The 14,720-nt window shown below is 46.1% G+C and carries 14 protein-coding genes; all 14 read left to right on the top strand.

Annotated elements, in window-relative coordinates:
• Positions 1-10: 10 nt before the first annotated feature.
• The 14 genes from mraY to sigE all read left to right on the top strand — a co-directional run bounded on the left by mraY (position 11) and on the right by sigE (position 14,591).
• Positions 11-985 carry a phospho-N-acetylmuramoyl-pentapeptide-transferase gene (gene mraY, locus GT1_RS01600; RefSeq protein WP_075754896.1) on the top strand — a complete coding sequence of 325 codons (975 nt, stop codon included), beginning with the start codon at positions 11-13 and terminating at the stop codon, positions 983-985.
• A complete protein-coding gene (gene murD / locus GT1_RS01595) occupies positions 986-2,356 on the top strand; it encodes a UDP-N-acetylmuramoyl-L-alanine--D-glutamate ligase (protein WP_188396884.1) in 1,371 nt (456 codons plus the stop codon).
• Positions 2,357-2,400: 44 nt separating this feature from the next.
• Entirely contained in the window at positions 2,401-3,504 is a 1,104-nt protein-coding gene (gene spoVE / locus GT1_RS01590; RefSeq protein ID WP_188396882.1) for a stage V sporulation protein E, read from the top strand.
• 17 nt (positions 3,505-3,521) lie between these two features.
• On the top strand, positions 3,522-4,640 hold the full coding sequence (gene murG / locus GT1_RS01585; RefSeq protein ID WP_188396879.1) for an undecaprenyldiphospho-muramoylpentapeptide beta-N-acetylglucosaminyltransferase: 1,119 nt from the start codon (positions 3,522-3,524) through the stop codon (positions 4,638-4,640).
• A 135-nt stretch (positions 4,641-4,775) separates the two neighbouring features.
• The gene (gene murC, locus GT1_RS01580) at positions 4,776-6,155 is read left to right on the top strand and encodes a UDP-N-acetylmuramate--L-alanine ligase (RefSeq protein ID WP_188396877.1); all 1,380 of its coding nucleotides are present in this window, start codon (positions 4,776-4,778) and stop codon (positions 6,153-6,155) included.
• Between the two features lie 74 nt (positions 6,156-6,229).
• A complete protein-coding gene (murA, locus tag GT1_RS01575; RefSeq protein ID WP_188396876.1) occupies positions 6,230-7,477 on the top strand; it encodes a UDP-N-acetylglucosamine 1-carboxyvinyltransferase in 1,248 nt (415 codons plus the stop codon).
• A 17-nt stretch (positions 7,478-7,494) separates the two neighbouring features.
• Entirely contained in the window at positions 7,495-8,427 is a 933-nt protein-coding gene (locus GT1_RS01570; RefSeq protein ID WP_188396874.1) for a D-alanine--D-alanine ligase, read from the top strand.
• 97 nt (positions 8,428-8,524) lie between these two features.
• Positions 8,525-9,271 (top strand): cell division protein FtsQ/DivIB, encoded by a 747-nt coding sequence (locus GT1_RS01565; protein WP_075754909.1) that lies wholly within the window; start codon positions 8,525-8,527, stop codon positions 9,269-9,271.
• A gap of 26 nt (positions 9,272-9,297) precedes the next feature.
• On the top strand, positions 9,298-9,990 hold the full coding sequence (locus GT1_RS01560) for a DUF881 domain-containing protein (RefSeq protein ID WP_075754911.1): 693 nt from the start codon (positions 9,298-9,300) through the stop codon (positions 9,988-9,990).
• A 1-nt stretch (position 9,991) separates the two neighbouring features.
• Entirely contained in the window at positions 9,992-10,321 is a 330-nt protein-coding gene (locus GT1_RS01555; RefSeq protein ID WP_075754913.1) for a small basic family protein, read from the top strand.
• Between the two features lie 159 nt (positions 10,322-10,480).
• The gene (gene ftsA, locus GT1_RS01550) at positions 10,481-11,674 is read left to right on the top strand and encodes a cell division protein FtsA (RefSeq protein ID WP_188396872.1); all 1,194 of its coding nucleotides are present in this window, start codon (positions 10,481-10,483) and stop codon (positions 11,672-11,674) included.
• 27 nt (positions 11,675-11,701) lie between these two features.
• Positions 11,702-12,751 carry a cell division protein FtsZ gene (gene ftsZ, locus GT1_RS01545; protein WP_075754917.1) on the top strand — a complete coding sequence of 350 codons (1,050 nt, stop codon included), beginning with the start codon at positions 11,702-11,704 and terminating at the stop codon, positions 12,749-12,751.
• 191 nt (positions 12,752-12,942) lie between these two features.
• The gene (locus tag GT1_RS01540; protein WP_075754919.1) at positions 12,943-13,863 is read left to right on the top strand and encodes a sigma-E processing peptidase SpoIIGA; all 921 of its coding nucleotides are present in this window, start codon (positions 12,943-12,945) and stop codon (positions 13,861-13,863) included.
• A complete protein-coding gene (sigE, locus tag GT1_RS01535; protein WP_075754921.1) occupies positions 13,854-14,591 on the top strand; it encodes an RNA polymerase sporulation sigma factor SigE in 738 nt (245 codons plus the stop codon). The genes GT1_RS01540 and sigE overlap by 10 nt, the downstream gene beginning before the upstream one ends.
• The last annotated feature ends 129 nt before the right edge of the window (positions 14,592-14,720 follow it).

Genomic DNA, 14,720 nt, shown 5'->3' with positions numbered 1-14,720 from the left:
GGAGGTTACCATGCAAGAATTGCTGTATGCCGCCGTGATGGCATTTGCTATCGCCATACTTGCCGGACCGGTGGTTATTCCCATGCTACGACGAATGAAATTTGGTCAAAGTATTAGAGAAGAAGGGCCGGAGCGTCACTATGCAAAGGCCGGTACCCCCACTATGGGAGGGGTGCTGATTTTGTTGGCGCTGGTTGTCCCCAGTCTGATTTTTTCCGGCAACAATCCGGAAGTATTACTAGCCTTATTTGTTACCTTGGGTCATGGCTTGATTGGTTTTCTGGATGATTTTATCAAAGTTGTGCTTAAGCGCTCATTGGGGCTTAAGGCCCGGCAAAAGCTGCTGGGACAAATTATTATGGCTGTGGCTCTTTCCTATATTGCCAGCATTTATTTTGGGCGGGGAACCGATTTATGGATCCCTGTTTGGGGAGCCAATGTCGATTTTGGGGCTTTATATTATTTATTAATTTTTCTGGTGCTTGTCGGTACTACCAACGCAGTCAATCTTACAGACGGTCTTGACGGCCTGGCAGCAGGCACCACAACGGTAGCTGCATTGGCCTATGCCGTAATTTCGCTTTATTTTGGCAAACCTCATTTAGCCCTCTTTTGTGCAGCGTTAGCCGGCGCATGTCTTGGTTTTTTACGGTATAATGCTTTTCCCGCGAAAGTTTTTATGGGGGATACTGGTTCGCTTGCATTAGGGGGAGCACTGGCTGCGGTAGCCGTGATGACCAAAACGGAATTTTTACTGGTTATCGTCGGGGGTGTATTTGTTATTGAGGCCCTGTCGGTTATTATTCAAGTTGTTTCCTTTAAGTCAACAGGCAAACGGGTTTTTAAAATGAGTCCCATTCACCATCACTTTGAATTGTCCGGCTGGACGGAAACCAAGGTAGTAACCGTGTTCTGGCTGGCAGGTACGTTGTTTGCCGCGATAGCTTTGAGTATCTTGGCGGTCAGCCGGGCAGGAGGTATCTAAGTGGTTAAACAGACGGAATTTGCCAATAAAAAAGTTTTGGTTTTAGGTGCCGGGGTAAGTGGGATTTCGGTAGCTTGTATTTTGCGGAAATTAGGTGCAGCGGTTACATTAAGCGATGCCAAGCCTGCCGAGCAGCTTGGCAAGGATTTTTCCGCATTGCAATCAGCCGGCATTATGCTGGCATTAGGAAACCAGCAGGCAGAGCTTTTGCGCGGAGTAGACTATTTGGTATTGTCGCCAGGTATATCTATCTATAGCCCGCTTGTTGCTGCCGCCCGGGAGCAGGGGATTACTGTCATGAGTGAAGTGGAAGTGGCATACCGCCTCAGCGAAGCACCGATAGTGGCGATTACCGGTACGAATGGTAAAACGACGACGACAACCCTTGTCGGCGAAATGCTTAAAACTACCGGACGGGAAGTAGCTGTCGGGGGGAATATCGGTGCGGCGCTGTCTGAGCAAGCACTGGCAGTGAAGCCGGACGGCATTATTGTAGCAGAGATATCCAGTTTCCAACTGGAGGGTGTTGTTAATTTCAGGCCACATATTGCGGCCATTTTAAATATAACACCAGACCATCTGGACCGGCATCGTACCATGGATATTTATCAGCAAATGAAAGAACAAATATTTACCAAGCAGCAAGCTGCTGATTATATAATCCTGAATTATGACGATCTGGCTGTGCGCGATATGGCTAAGCGGGCAGCCGGTAAAGCAGTTTATTTCAGTCTTACACAATCGCTTGCAGCTGGTGCTTTTGTCGAAGACGGCAATGTCAGAATCAGCTGGGACGGAAAAAAAACCGATATTTGTGCTGTTAGCGATATAAAAATCAAGGGCGGTCACAATATAGAAAATGCGCTGGCAGCCTGCGCCATCGGCTATTTTGCCGGAGTCCGGCCAGAAGCTATGGCGGCGGTTCTTAAAACCTTTGCCGGTGTTGAGCATCGCCTGGAGTTTGTAGCTGAAATTGACGGTGTAGCTTACTATAATGATTCTAAAGGTACTAATCCTGAATCCTCAATAAAAGCCCTTAAGGCTTTTGACGGACAGATTATTCTCATTGCCGGCGGGCGGGATAAAAAGACAGACCTGACCGAGTTCATGCAGGTGGCTAAAGAAAAAACCGATCATGTAATACTGCTGGGGGAAGCACAGCAGCGTTTTGCTGAGGCTGCTGCCCGGCAGGACATAAAAAATGTTCACCAGGTATTTTCATTTGATGAGGCGGTAACCCTTGCTCACAGTCTGGCTCAACCGCCGCAAGTGGTGCTATTGTCACCGGCTTGTGCCAGCTATGATATGTTTGATAATTATGAACAACGGGGGAAAGCCTTCAAAGATTTGGTACACCGGTTAGTGAGTTAAAGCCATAGGTTGTTGAATTGCGTTTGGTTAAGGGGGGAGCGGGAGTGGTAGGCAGACCTAAGTCGCCCGATTATGTCATCTTTTTTGCCATCATTGGTTTATTGGGGTTTGGGATAGTAATGGTGTATAGCGCCAGTGCTGTTTCTGCATATGTCAACTATAATGACAGCTACTATTTTCTAAAACGCCAGATAATCTGGGCCGTGTTGGGAATCCTGGCGATGCTGCTTACCATGAATATTGATTATCATGCCTGGCGAAATTTAGCTAAGCCAATCATGCTGGTTACGCTGCTATTGCTAGTGCTTGTCCTCGTTCCCGGGTTAGGTAAGGTAGTCAACGGTGCCAGGCGTTGGCTGGGGTTTGGTTCGCTCTATCTGCAGCCGTCAGAAATAGCCAAATTATGCATGGTGCTCTTTACCGCCAACCGTTTAGCTCTGACGCAAGACAAAATCGGCAGCTTTATGAAAGGTGTTGCTCCCCAGTTAGCTATACTTTTGGTGGTATTCGGCTTAATCTTAAAAGAACCTGATTTAGGTACGGCCCTGGTTATCGGTGGTACGGTCTTTATTCTGTTGTTTGCCGCCGGTGCTAAACTGGCACATTTGGGTTCTTTAGGGGCAGTCGGCGTTCTCGGCATTGTTGGGCTCATTATTGCCGAACCATATCGGTTAAAGCGTCTATTGGCGTTTAGTGATCCGTGGGCAGATCCGCTAAACAGCGGCTATCATATTATTCAGTCTTTATATGCTATTGGCTCAGGTGGCTTATTTGGCGTTGGACTGGGACGCAGCCGGGAAAAATTCTTATATCTGCCTGAACCGCACACCGATTTTATCTTTGCCATTTTAGGGGAAGAACTTGGGTTTATTGGTACGGCCACTGTTCTTATCCTCTTCTTCTTATTTGCCTGGCGTGGCTTTAAAATAGCTATCTCGGCGCCGGATGTTTATGGCAGTTTACTGGCTGCCGGCATAACCAGTATGATTGTTTTACAGGCGCTGATGAATATCGCAGTAGTTACCGCCTCGATGCCGGTAACCGGAATACCGCTGCCCTTTCTCAGTTTTGGGGGATCGGCTCTGATTTTTACCATGGCCGGAGTGGGTATTTTGCTTAATGTTTCGCGATATGTCAGCTGGAAATGAATGTAGGGGGCAAACCTATGCGGATGATTATTTCTGGCGGGGGGACAGGTGGGCACATCTACCCCGCCATTACTATCGCAAGAGAGATAGCCAAGTTGGCCGAGCACTGTGAAATACTATTTGTGGGAACGAAACAAGGTCTTGAAGCCGATATTATTCCTAAAGAAGGTTTTGACTTTACCACCATTGAGGTGCGCGGTCTTGAACGCAAACTCTCCTGGAAAAATGTGCAGACTTTGTTTAATACGGCAGGCGGTGTTTGGAAATCTATCCGGATTGTCAAGGCTTTTAAGCCAGATGTTGTTATAGGCACCGGCGGCTATGTATGTGGTCCGGTGCTGCTCAGTGCCAGTTTGCTTAAGATACCGTCGATGATTCAGGAACAGAATGTTATACCAGGCATTACTAATAAAATTCTGGCACGCTTTGTTGACAAAATCGCTATCGGCTACCAAGAGGCCCGGGGATATTTTACAGAATACAAGCCTGAACAAATTATCTTTACCGGTAATCCTATCAGGCCGGAAGTCATGTCGGCAACACGTGAGGAAGGACAGGCTGCCTTGGGGCTTAGCCCTGCCAGACTCACCCTGTTGGTTGTCGGTGGCAGTCGCGGGGCCCGCAGTATTAATAACGCTATGCTTGGTGTTCACAAACATTTTAGCGGTAACAGGCGTATTCAAATATTGCATGTGACAGGACAAAACGAGTATAATAGCATAGTTGGCAATAATAAGCAAGCTGGTATAGACATTTCCAGTGATGGTAATATTATCATCAAACCGTATTTGTATAATATGCCGTTAGCATTAGCGGCGGCTGATTTGGCTATTTTCCGGGCTGGAGCAGTGGGCTTGGCTGAATTAACAGCCCGAGGCATTCCGGCAATACTTGTACCCTATCCGTATGCGGCTGAAAATCATCAGGAATTCAATGCACAAGCTCTCGCAAAACAGGGAGCGGCCTGTGTTATTGCCGATAAGGAATTATCAAGTGCTATACTAATAGATACAATTGAAAGGCTGCTGGACAACCCGGAAGCACTTGCCGATATGGCGAAAAAGAGCAAAGAGTTAGGGCGCCCGCAAGCGGCAGAAACCATTGCCCGTTTAGCGCTTAGTCTGAAAAAACCTTAAACGCGGGGTATAAGGTAACAATGGCTGTAAGCACTGCATACACTATGATATGCCTAGGCAGCAGCCGGATAGGCTGGGAATAACTCTTTCTGCGGATGCGGTATCGAGGGGTGCGCAAGAAAGGGGAGAAATATCATGTTAAATACTATAAAAAGAATTCACTTTATTGGTATCGGTGGCTCAGGTATGAGTGCTATTGCCAAAGTACTGCTGGATATGGGGTATGCTGTATCTGGGTCTGACGCCCAAAAATCAGCTGTTACAGCCAAACTTGAGCAGGCGGGTGCAGTAGTGTATACTGGCCACAATTATGAAAATATCGGTGACGCGCAAGCTGTGGTAGTTTCCACCGCTATTCCCGAAACCAATCCGGAGGTCCGGGCCGCAAGGGAAAACGCAATTCCTGTATACCACCGGGCTGATATCCTGGCGTTTCTGATGGCCAGGCGGCAGGGCATAGCTGTAGCCGGTGCTCATGGCAAGACCACAACGACTTCCATAATTGCTCTCATGCTGGAAAAGTCAGGTATGGACCCGACGATAATCATTGGTGGTGAATTAGAATCCATAGGCGGCAGCGCCAAACTCGGTCAGGGCCGGTATTTGGTGGCAGAAGCCGATGAAAGCGACGCTTCCTTTTTGAAGCTTTCACCGCAGATTGCAGTTGTTACTAATATTGAAAATGACCATATGGATTACTACAAGACTATGGATAATATATTACGCACTTTCGAGGAGTTCTTACATAGGCTTGAGGCGGCAGACGGGCTGGCCGTACTATGCTTTGATAACGCTTATGTGAGAAATATAGCGTCTAAGCTGGACCGGCGCTATGTAAGTTATGCACTGAATCATGAAGCAGATTATACCGCACGTAATATAAAATCCGACGGTCCGGTTACCATCTTTGATGTATATCACCGGGGTGAATCATTAGGTACGGCAAGGATTTGCGTGCCTGGCATGCACAATGTGGCCAATGCCTTAGCGGCAGTAGCTGTAGGCAGGGAAGCCGGGCTCAGTTTTTCGCAGATCGTGGATGGTCTTGGCCTGTTCCAGGGCGCTAAACGCCGGTTTCAGTCCAAAGGGCGGGTTAATGGTATTTGGGTAGTGGATGATTATGCCCACCACCCTACGGAAATTACTACCACTTTGTCAGGTGCCAGGCAGACGCAACCTAAGCGTTTAATCTGTGTCTTCCAGCCGCACCGGTATACGCGTACCAAATTTTTATGCCAGGAATTCGGCGGTGCTTTCACTTCTGCTGATTTACTGATTCTTACCGACATTTATTCGGCCGGTGAACAACCTATTCCCGGAGTTAGCGGTGAAAGTCTCAAAGCTGAGGTTGAGAGGCAATCCAGTCAGCAGGTAACTTATATACCGGACAAAAGTAAAATTGCCCGGTATCTGGCCGAAATTGCCGAGCCCGGAGATTTGATAATGACTATGGGAGCTGGTAATATTTATGAGGTTGGCGAAGAATTAGTAGAAAAGCTTATGCAAAAATTATAATTTAATTTATAGAGGATTTTGGAGAGCTTAGATATAAGATGTAGGGTGATTGTACTTTTCTAGGAGGGAAGACGATGGAGAAATTTATCGTCAAAGGAGAAGTACAACTATGTGGCAGTGTCCGGATCAGCGGGGCCAAAAATGCCACTTTGCCAATTATGGCGGCAACGCTTCTGTGCTGTGGTGTCAGCGTTATTCATGACGTTCCTTTTTTGCGTGATATTCAAGCCATGCAGGATATTTTGACACTGCTTGGAGCCAAGATATCCAGGCAGGACCATACCATGCTTATTGATACTACCAACGTCAGTAAGGCTGAAATCCCCGAACATTTGATGCGGGAAATGCGAGCCTCAGTATTTTTAATGGGGCCACTATTAGGAAGATTCCGTAAAGTTAGAGTGTCTTATCCCGGCGGTTGCGCTATCGGACCTCGACCAATCAATCTACATATTAAAGCTCTAGAGAGAATTGGCGCAAAAGTTGACGAAAGTTTTGGTTTTATCGATGCCGAAGCAGTAGAACTGACAGGGGGCGAAGTTAACTTCGATTTTCCCAGTGTTGGTGCTACCGAAAATGCCATGATGGCCGCTGTACTGGCTAAGGGTACTACCATTATTCGTAATGCGGCTCGTGAACCGGAAATTGCTGATTTGCAGGCTTTTTTGAATAAAATGGGGGCAAAAGTCAGCGGCGCAGGTACTGACACTATCAGGATTAATGGTGTAAATAAACTGGTTCCTGCCGAACATACGGTAATGTGCGACAGGATTGAAGCCGGTACTTTTTTGATCGCAGGAGTTATGACCCGCGGTGATATTGTTATCGAAAATATTGTTCCCGAATATCTATTTTCAGTAACCGATAAGCTTCAGGAAATTGGGGCGCAGATAACAACAGGCAATGATTTTATCAGAATAAAGGCCGGGGAGCTTAGAGGTGTCGATATTAAAACACTGCCATATCCCGGTTTTCCCACCGATTTGCAAGCACCCATGCTCTCCTTAGTAACCATTGCCAAAGGGACCAGTATTATTACCGAAACTATTTTTGAGAACCGGTTTAAGCATGTTGATGAGCTTACCCGAATGGGGGCCAAAATCAAGGTTGAAGGCCGTACTGCCATTATCCGCGGGGTAGCGAGCCTGACAGGCGCCATTGTGGCTGCACCTGATTTACGCGCCGGCAGTGCGCTGGTTTTGGCGGCATTAACGGCGAAAGGCACCACCGAGATTGAACAGGTATATCATATTGAGCGCGGTTATGAAAATTTAGAGCAAAAGTTGCAGTCTTTAGGAGCACAAATTGTAAGGACAGGGTAACTAAAGGGGGATTTTTTATGAAAAACAAAAAAATTGCAGTTGTCATGGGTGGACCGTCGTCTGAACGAGAAGTATCGTTAAATACAGGGCGGGCTATTTTAACAGCGCTGCGAGAAAAAGGGTATACTGCCGTTGGCGTAGACCTTGATCCCCCTAATTTCATTGAACAGCTTAAACAAGAGCAGATTGATGTAGTCTTTAATGCTATTCATGGACTGTATGGTGAAGACGGACTGATGCAAGGTACCCTGGAGATGCTGGGAATACCGTATACCGGTTCAGGAGTGTTAGCCAGTGCGATGGCCATGGATAAAGCGATAACCAAGCGCTTGTTTATGTCTGCAGGGATACCTACCCCGCAGTCCCGGCTGTACAGCAAACAGGATACAGATTTGGCTTTGGTGGCAGAGGACATTTTAACTACCTTTGGTGTGCCGGTAGTAGTAAAAGCCGCCGCTCAGGGCTCAAGCATCGGTGTCATCATTGTCGAAAAGGCCGGTGATATTGGGTCAGCTGTGCGGGAAGCTTTTAACTACAGCGGTCACATTGTTGTTGAAGAATTTATCCGGGGGCAAGAGCTGACTGTTTCCATACTTGGTACCGACCAGCCGGAGGCACTGCCCATCATCGAAATAGTACCCCAATCCGGACGGTATGATTATCGGTCTAAATATACTAAGGGAGCCACCGAATATATTGTGCCGGCCAGACTGGAAACCCAGGTTGCCGACCATGTACAACGCATAGCGCTTGCCGCATATAAGCTGCTGGGCTGCCGGGGTATTGGCCGGGTTGACGTCATGCTGGGCAACGATAATCAACCTTATGTTCTGGAAATTAATACTATTCCAGGCATGACGGCTACCAGCCTTGTGCCCAAGGCAGCAGCTGCTGTCGGTATAGGTTTTGACGAATTGTGTGAACGCATTTTGTTGATGGTAGCTGAATAAAAGGTGAAATGGGCAGTATTAACTGCTCATTTTTTTATTTCTTTAGCGGACAATCCGTTGTATAATTACTGCATAAGGTGTCTACAGGAGTGATTGCATGCAAACGGCAGAACGCTTGAAAGCGGACAGGAAGCGCCGGGCTTCGCGATTCGCGCTTTGTCTGGCGGCTTTGGCAGTGCTGATAGCATTTTTTTTATTTATTAATTCTTCCTATTTTACGGTAGGGACAGTCGTTGTCTCCGGCAATAAGTATATTGCTGTCGAAGATGTATTGCGTGTTGCGGGTGTTCCTGAACAAGTAAATATTTTTCGGCTGAAAACCCCGGAAATACGGGACCGATTGCTGAATGACCTGCGGGTGGCTGAAGTGCAGGTTGAAAGAGAATTTCCGGCTACTATCGGTATTCATATTCAGGAACGTCAGCCGCTGGCATTTGTCGCCAATCAGTATGGTTTTGTGGAAATTGACAGGCAGGGCATAGTTATGGCGGCTTTTAAAAATTTGAAACAAGTCAAAGTGCCTGTTATTACCGGCGTCCGTTTGGGGAATGTATATGTTGGTGACCAAGTGAATAATCCTGGACTTTTAAATGTATTAACATACTTGGCGGCGCTGGATGAGGAGGTCTTAAACCAATTATCCGAGGTTAACATTAAGTCTGCTGATGAACTTGTAGCTTATACCACCGGCTCGATTTATATTCGGGTGGGTGACAATCAACGGCTTATGGAAAAAGCCAAATTAACAGGTGAAATTTTACAGGAAATTTCCGCAAAAAAAATGGTTGTTGAATATATAGATCTTAACTATACTTCACCCATTATCAAAATACGGGACAAATAAGGTGAAATTGGAAAGGAGACGATATTTTGTTACCTATTAAGCAGGGGCAATTTGCCATTGCCTTGGTCTGTGTAGTGCTGGGTATTATGCTGGCGGTACAATATCGTACCACTGAGGATATTAAATCAAGTATTCCCTATCAAAGGGTAGAGGATTTATCCCAACGGCTGAACCAGACTGAAAAGGAACGGGATGAGCTGGCTAAGCAGGTTCAGGATTTAAAACGCACTTCAGGTGTTGAAGTTGCATCCAAGGAATTTGACCGGGTAAGGATGGGCGCCGGTGTAGTAGCTGTAGAAGGTCCAGGAATTATTGTAACAATTGATGATAGCAAACGGCCGTCCAAACCGGGGGAAAACCCTAACCTGTATCTTATTCATGATGATGATATCCTAAAAGTCATTAACGAATTATGGGCGGCAGGCGCTGAGGCTATTTCTATTAATGAGCAGCGGCTCATTGCCAGCTCGGAAATTCGCTGTGCCGGTCCAACTTTATCGGTGAATAACTCCCGTTACTCGCCACCTTATGATGTGCGGGCTATCGGAGAACCCACAACATTGGAAAATGCACTGAAAATGCGCGGCGGTGTTATTGAAACCTTGCAATTCTGGGGTATTCAAGTGACAATTAAAAAGCAAGAGGCAGTAGTGGTTCCGGCATATAAAGGCGCTTTCCGGTTTGAGTTTGCCAAGCCGGCTAAGGAAGGTGAGCAGTAATATGGTCTTGCCGATTATTGGACTTATTATAGGTATTCTTATTGGTATCTCTTTCCCGATTACTGTACCACTTGAATATGCAAAATTTATGTCGGTAGCTTTGCTGGCTTCGTTAGACTCGGTATTTGGCGGCCTTAGAGCCGGAATTGAATACAAATTTGACAATACGGTATTTATAACCGGCTTTTTCACCAATGCGCTTATGGCTGCCGGCTTAGTTTATATTGGTGAGCGCCTGGGGATTGATTTATATTATGTTGCACTATTGGCTTTTGGTTTACGGATTTTTCAAAACCTGGCTATCATTCGCCGGTATTTTCTTAAGAAATAAATTCTCCGGAGCTTCAGGCCGTCTGTTAGTGGTTCGGTCTTGAAGCTCTAGTTGTTACTGCCTTAAAAAAAGCGAGTATTTTTCCGGAAAAAAAAAGGGAAAATGCTACTTTTGTTGAAACTATTGGGAAGAAACATAATACTGTGCTGCGAGGGATTTATGAACAAAAAAAACATATTAGCTATTGATGTCGGCACAGGCATGGTCAAAGTATTTGCCGGAAAACTACAAGCCGATGGCAGTGTAGCAATTGTCGGCAGTGGGACTGCCCCGACAGCAGGATATGCCAGGGGAGTCATTACAGATATAAATGCTTTGGCTTATTCTATAAGACAAGCAGTAGATTGTGTTATTATGGCGGCTGACACCCAAGCTGCCGGTGGTGTTTATTTGGGGCTCAGTGGTTCAACACTTGTTACGCAAAATAGTATTGGCAGCGTTGCGCCGTCAACACCTGGAACGGTAACCCGTTTGGATGTTGAGCGTGCCTGCAAAGCGGCCATGTTTTCGGTTGCCCAGGATGATGCCGACATTTTGCATGTGTTTCCGGCCAAAGAATCGGCAGTCCTGCCAGGGACCGCCTTAGAAGTAGAAGCCCATATCATATCAGCTCCTAAAGCCATTATCCAGGAGCTCCGAGAGGCACTTGCCGGGAAGGGAATCCAGTTGAATGGTATTGTCGCTGGCAGTGTTATTGCAGCCGAAACTATGAAAAATGAGCTGCCGGCGCGGCCAGGCAACTTTATCTTTATCGATATGGGTGCCGGTACTTCTGAACTTGTTATTTATGTCGGTGGCAACCTTTGTTACTCGGCTTCGTTACCGTTGGGCGGTGATTACATAACTAGTGATTTAATGCAGGGAATAGGCGTCAGCCAAGCCCACGCGGAGGAAATCAAACGCTACTATTCCCGGCTGTCTCCTGATTTGCGTAACCAGGGAATAGTGCTTGATTGCAATGATTATGGAACGACTGACAAACATGTTCACTTTGACTTTTTATATGATATTATTGAAAGCAGAGTAGATGAAATTGTTACTTTGATGTACGATTATCTTAAGCCGTTAATGGACAAGTATCTGCCTGGCTCAGAACAGACCTTTGAACGTATTTATTTGACTGGTGGTTCAGGGGCGACGCCTAGTATGGCAGCTTGTGTAGCTAAAGTTTTTCAGCTTGATACCGAAGTGGTGAAACCAGACCGGCTGGCTGCTGAATATGTACATCCGTCCAATACTGTGTGTTATGGCATTATAAACCATGGTACACGGATTGTTGCAAACGAGCCGGAGGCTGGTCATAGCGCGTGGGGTGTATTTATTGATAAAGCAAAGAAACTATTGAAAATTTGATAGATGTTAAGGGAGGAAAACTTTGTAATGTTGGAATTTGACATGGACTTAGACCAGTTTGCTTCTATAAAAGTTATCGGTGTAGGCGGTGGCGGCAATAATGCGGTTAATCGCATGATTGGTGCCGGATTGCAGGGCGTGGAATTTATTACTGTTAATACCGATGCTCAGGCGCTCATTGGTTCTGAAGCCGCTTATCGGATTCAGATCGGGGAAAAGTTAACAAAAGGTTTAGGGGCAGGCGCTAATCCGGATATTGGTGAAAAAGCGGCTCAAGAAAGCCGCGAGGATATCATTAAGGTTCTTAAAGGTTCCGATATGGTGTTTATTACCGCCGGCATGGGTGGTGGTACGGGTACCGGCGCAGCGCCGGTGGTAGCCGAATGTGCCAAAGAGGTCGGAGCTTTAACGGTTGGGGTTGTTACCAAACCATTTACTTTTGAAGGACGTAAACGTCAACTCCAAGCCGAACGGGGAATTGCCAAGCTTAAGGAAAAAGTAGATACGTTAATTACCATTCCTAATGACCGTTTGCTCCAGGTAGTTGATAAACGAACTTCTATTATGGATGCTTTCAAAATTGTTGATGACGTGCTGCGGCAGGGTGTACAAGGAATTTCTGATCTGATTGCTGTGCCTGCGTTAATTAATCTTGACTTTGCCGATGTTAAGACGATTATGAGTGACGCTGGTTCAGCACTCATGGGTATTGGTTTTGGAACAGGCGACAACAGGTCCATTGCGGCTGTTGAAGCAGCTATCAGAAGCCCGCTGTTAGAGATGTCGATTGATGGTGCTAAAGGTGTATTGCTCAACTTCACCGGCGGTCCCAATACTACACTGTTTGAAGTCAATGAAGCTGCCGATATTATTGCCAAAGCTGCTGATCCGGAAGCTACCATTATCTTCGGTGCTACCATTGATGAGATGTTTGAAGATCAAGTACGGGTAACTGTTATTGCTACCGGTTTTGATCCTAAGCCACTCCTGAAACACAGTGAAGGAAAAGAAGGAACTCCGGTTATTGAACCATTTAAAGGGCGGGACTTAGATATCCCCGCATGGATGCGTCGCTAAAAAGATAGTAGGGAAATTAAACCCGGCTCAATCTGAGCCGGGTTTTTTGTGTCTGTTTTTGCAGTTAATTTCTGGCAAAAACAGACACTCTTTTACTTAGCTGCTTGTTATAATTGGAATAGCAATTAGGTTCAGCGCATATAGTGTAGAGTGTTACAGCTTATAAAATTCCAGCCGGGAAGGTATGTCCAGTGTATATTTATGCTGATGTAGTATTGATTGTTAATTGTATCATGAATAGCGTTATTCTGGTCTTAACAGCGCATGCGGCAGGCATTTCTTATAGCTGGAAACGCCTGTTGCCGGCCGCCCTCTTTGGGGGAGTTTATGCTTTGAGTGGAATTTTTCCGGAGCTGGCGGTATTGTACAGTATTCCGGGAAAGTTGCTGATGTCTGTAGTGCTTGTCTTGCTGGCTTTTGGTTACAGGACGGTCAGGACAACATTGGTCCTTGTCGGTGCCTTCTTTATTGTCTCCTTCATTTTGGGGGGAGCTACCTTAGGCTGGCTATATTTTATTCAAACAGAAGCACCCCAGCAGGCAGGCAATTATCTTGATATGTCCTGGAGCAGCTTAGCTGCAGGCAGTGTCATAGCCGTCATGCTTGTTACGCTTATTGCCAGAAGACTGATGGGGAAAATGATTCGCCGGCGAAATTTCTATCAAGTGCGGATTGAATATAATGGACAGAACAAAGATGTCACCGGCATGCTGGATACCGGGAATAACTTATATTCACTGCTGGGGAACAAGCCGGTAGTCCTGCTATGCTGGCAGTCGGCAATTCAGTTGCTAGGCTCACAGGCAGCCGGTTATTTAACTTCTACCAGTCCGGCGGCCTGGCTGTCAAATCTTCACGAATGCCAGGATGCAGCTTGGCTGGCAAGAGTGGAAGTTATTCCTTGTCAATCTGTCGGTGGAAAAAATATGCTGCTTGGTTTTAGACCGGACGGTATTAGTGTGAGGACTGAGGATGGCTTGGCATATACGACCGAGGTGCTTATTGGCCTTTATGACGGTGTATTTGCCAGTGATCGCCCTTATGAGGCACTTTTGCACCCGGCGCTTATAACCGGAGCACATATCACAAAGGAGGTGAGTGTATGCGCATAACCTGGCCAATAGTTAAACTATATATCAGGCTTAAAATTATATCATTGCTGCAAGCCATCGGTTGGCTCAAGCCTGATGAGGTATTTTATGTAGGCAGCGCAGAAATTTTACCGCCACCGTTATCAAGTGATGAAGAGATATTTTTGCTTAACCGGTTACAAAAAGGGGATAAATCGGTTAAGAGTGTTTTTATTGAGCGAAATCTCCGGCTGGTTGTCTATATTGCCCGCAAATTTGAAAATACCGGCGTCAGTGTGGAAGATTTGGTTAGTATCGGCACGATCGGACTGATTAAGGCAGTGAATACTTTTGATCCTGTCAAGAAAATCAAACTGGCGACCTATGCTTCGCGTTGTATTGAGAATGAAATCTTAATGTACCTGCGTCGTAATAGTAAAACCCGGGCAGAGGTATCTTTTGATGAGCCGCTTAATATCGATTGGGATGGTAATGAACTGTTGCTTTCAGATGTGCTGGGAACCGAGAATGACATAATTTATAAGTCGGTCGAAGAAGAGGTTGATAAAACCCTGCTGTATACGGCGATGAATAAATTATCCGGACGGGAACGGCGAATTATGGAACTTAGGTTTGGTCTTAATGATGATGGCAATGAACGTACGCAAAAAGAAGTGGCCGATATGCTGGGGATTTCGCAATCATATATATCAAGACTGGAAAAGCGAATTATCAAGAGGCTGCGTAAAGAAATTATCCGCATGGAGTGAGTCCAGCGGATAATTTTTTTTTGCGTGTGCGCGTGTCTTTATGGGCATATAAGTATAAAACCTCCAAGCCATGGCAATAATGCTTGTGTGAGTAAGTTGTTTTAGTAGCTTAGGGAAACTGGGGAGGTA

Origin of the sequence: Sporomusa sp. GT1 (genome assembly GCF_014634905.1) — a bacterium.
Taxonomy (GTDB): domain Bacteria; phylum Bacillota; class Negativicutes; order Sporomusales; family Sporomusaceae; genus Sporomusa; species Sporomusa sphaeroides.
Note: the sequence above shows the minus strand (reverse complement) of the source record. Positions and strands in the feature narration are given on the sequence as shown.

Excerpts from the sequence above, each read along its gene's own strand:
- mraY (WP_075754896.1), top strand. The coding sequence starts at position 11 with ATGCAAGAATTGCTGTATGCCGCCGTGATGGCATTTGCTATCGCCATA.
- murG (WP_188396879.1), top strand. The coding sequence starts at position 3,522 with ATGCGGATGATTATTTCTGGCGGGGGGACAGGTGGGCACATCTACCCC.
- murC (WP_188396877.1), top strand. The coding sequence starts at position 4,776 with ATGTTAAATACTATAAAAAGAATTCACTTTATTGGTATCGGTGGCTCA.
- murA (WP_188396876.1), top strand. The coding sequence starts at position 6,230 with ATGGAGAAATTTATCGTCAAAGGAGAAGTACAACTATGTGGCAGTGTC.
- GT1_RS01570 (WP_188396874.1), top strand. The coding sequence starts at position 7,495 with ATGAAAAACAAAAAAATTGCAGTTGTCATGGGTGGACCGTCGTCTGAA.
- GT1_RS01565 (WP_075754909.1), top strand. The coding sequence starts at position 8,525 with ATGCAAACGGCAGAACGCTTGAAAGCGGACAGGAAGCGCCGGGCTTCG.
- GT1_RS01555 (WP_075754913.1), top strand. The coding sequence starts at position 9,992 with ATGGTCTTGCCGATTATTGGACTTATTATAGGTATTCTTATTGGTATC.
- ftsA (WP_188396872.1), top strand. The coding sequence starts at position 10,481 with ATGAACAAAAAAAACATATTAGCTATTGATGTCGGCACAGGCATGGTC.
- ftsZ (WP_075754917.1), top strand. The coding sequence starts at position 11,702 with ATGTTGGAATTTGACATGGACTTAGACCAGTTTGCTTCTATAAAAGTT.
- sigE (WP_075754921.1), top strand. The coding sequence starts at position 13,854 with ATGCGCATAACCTGGCCAATAGTTAAACTATATATCAGGCTTAAAATT.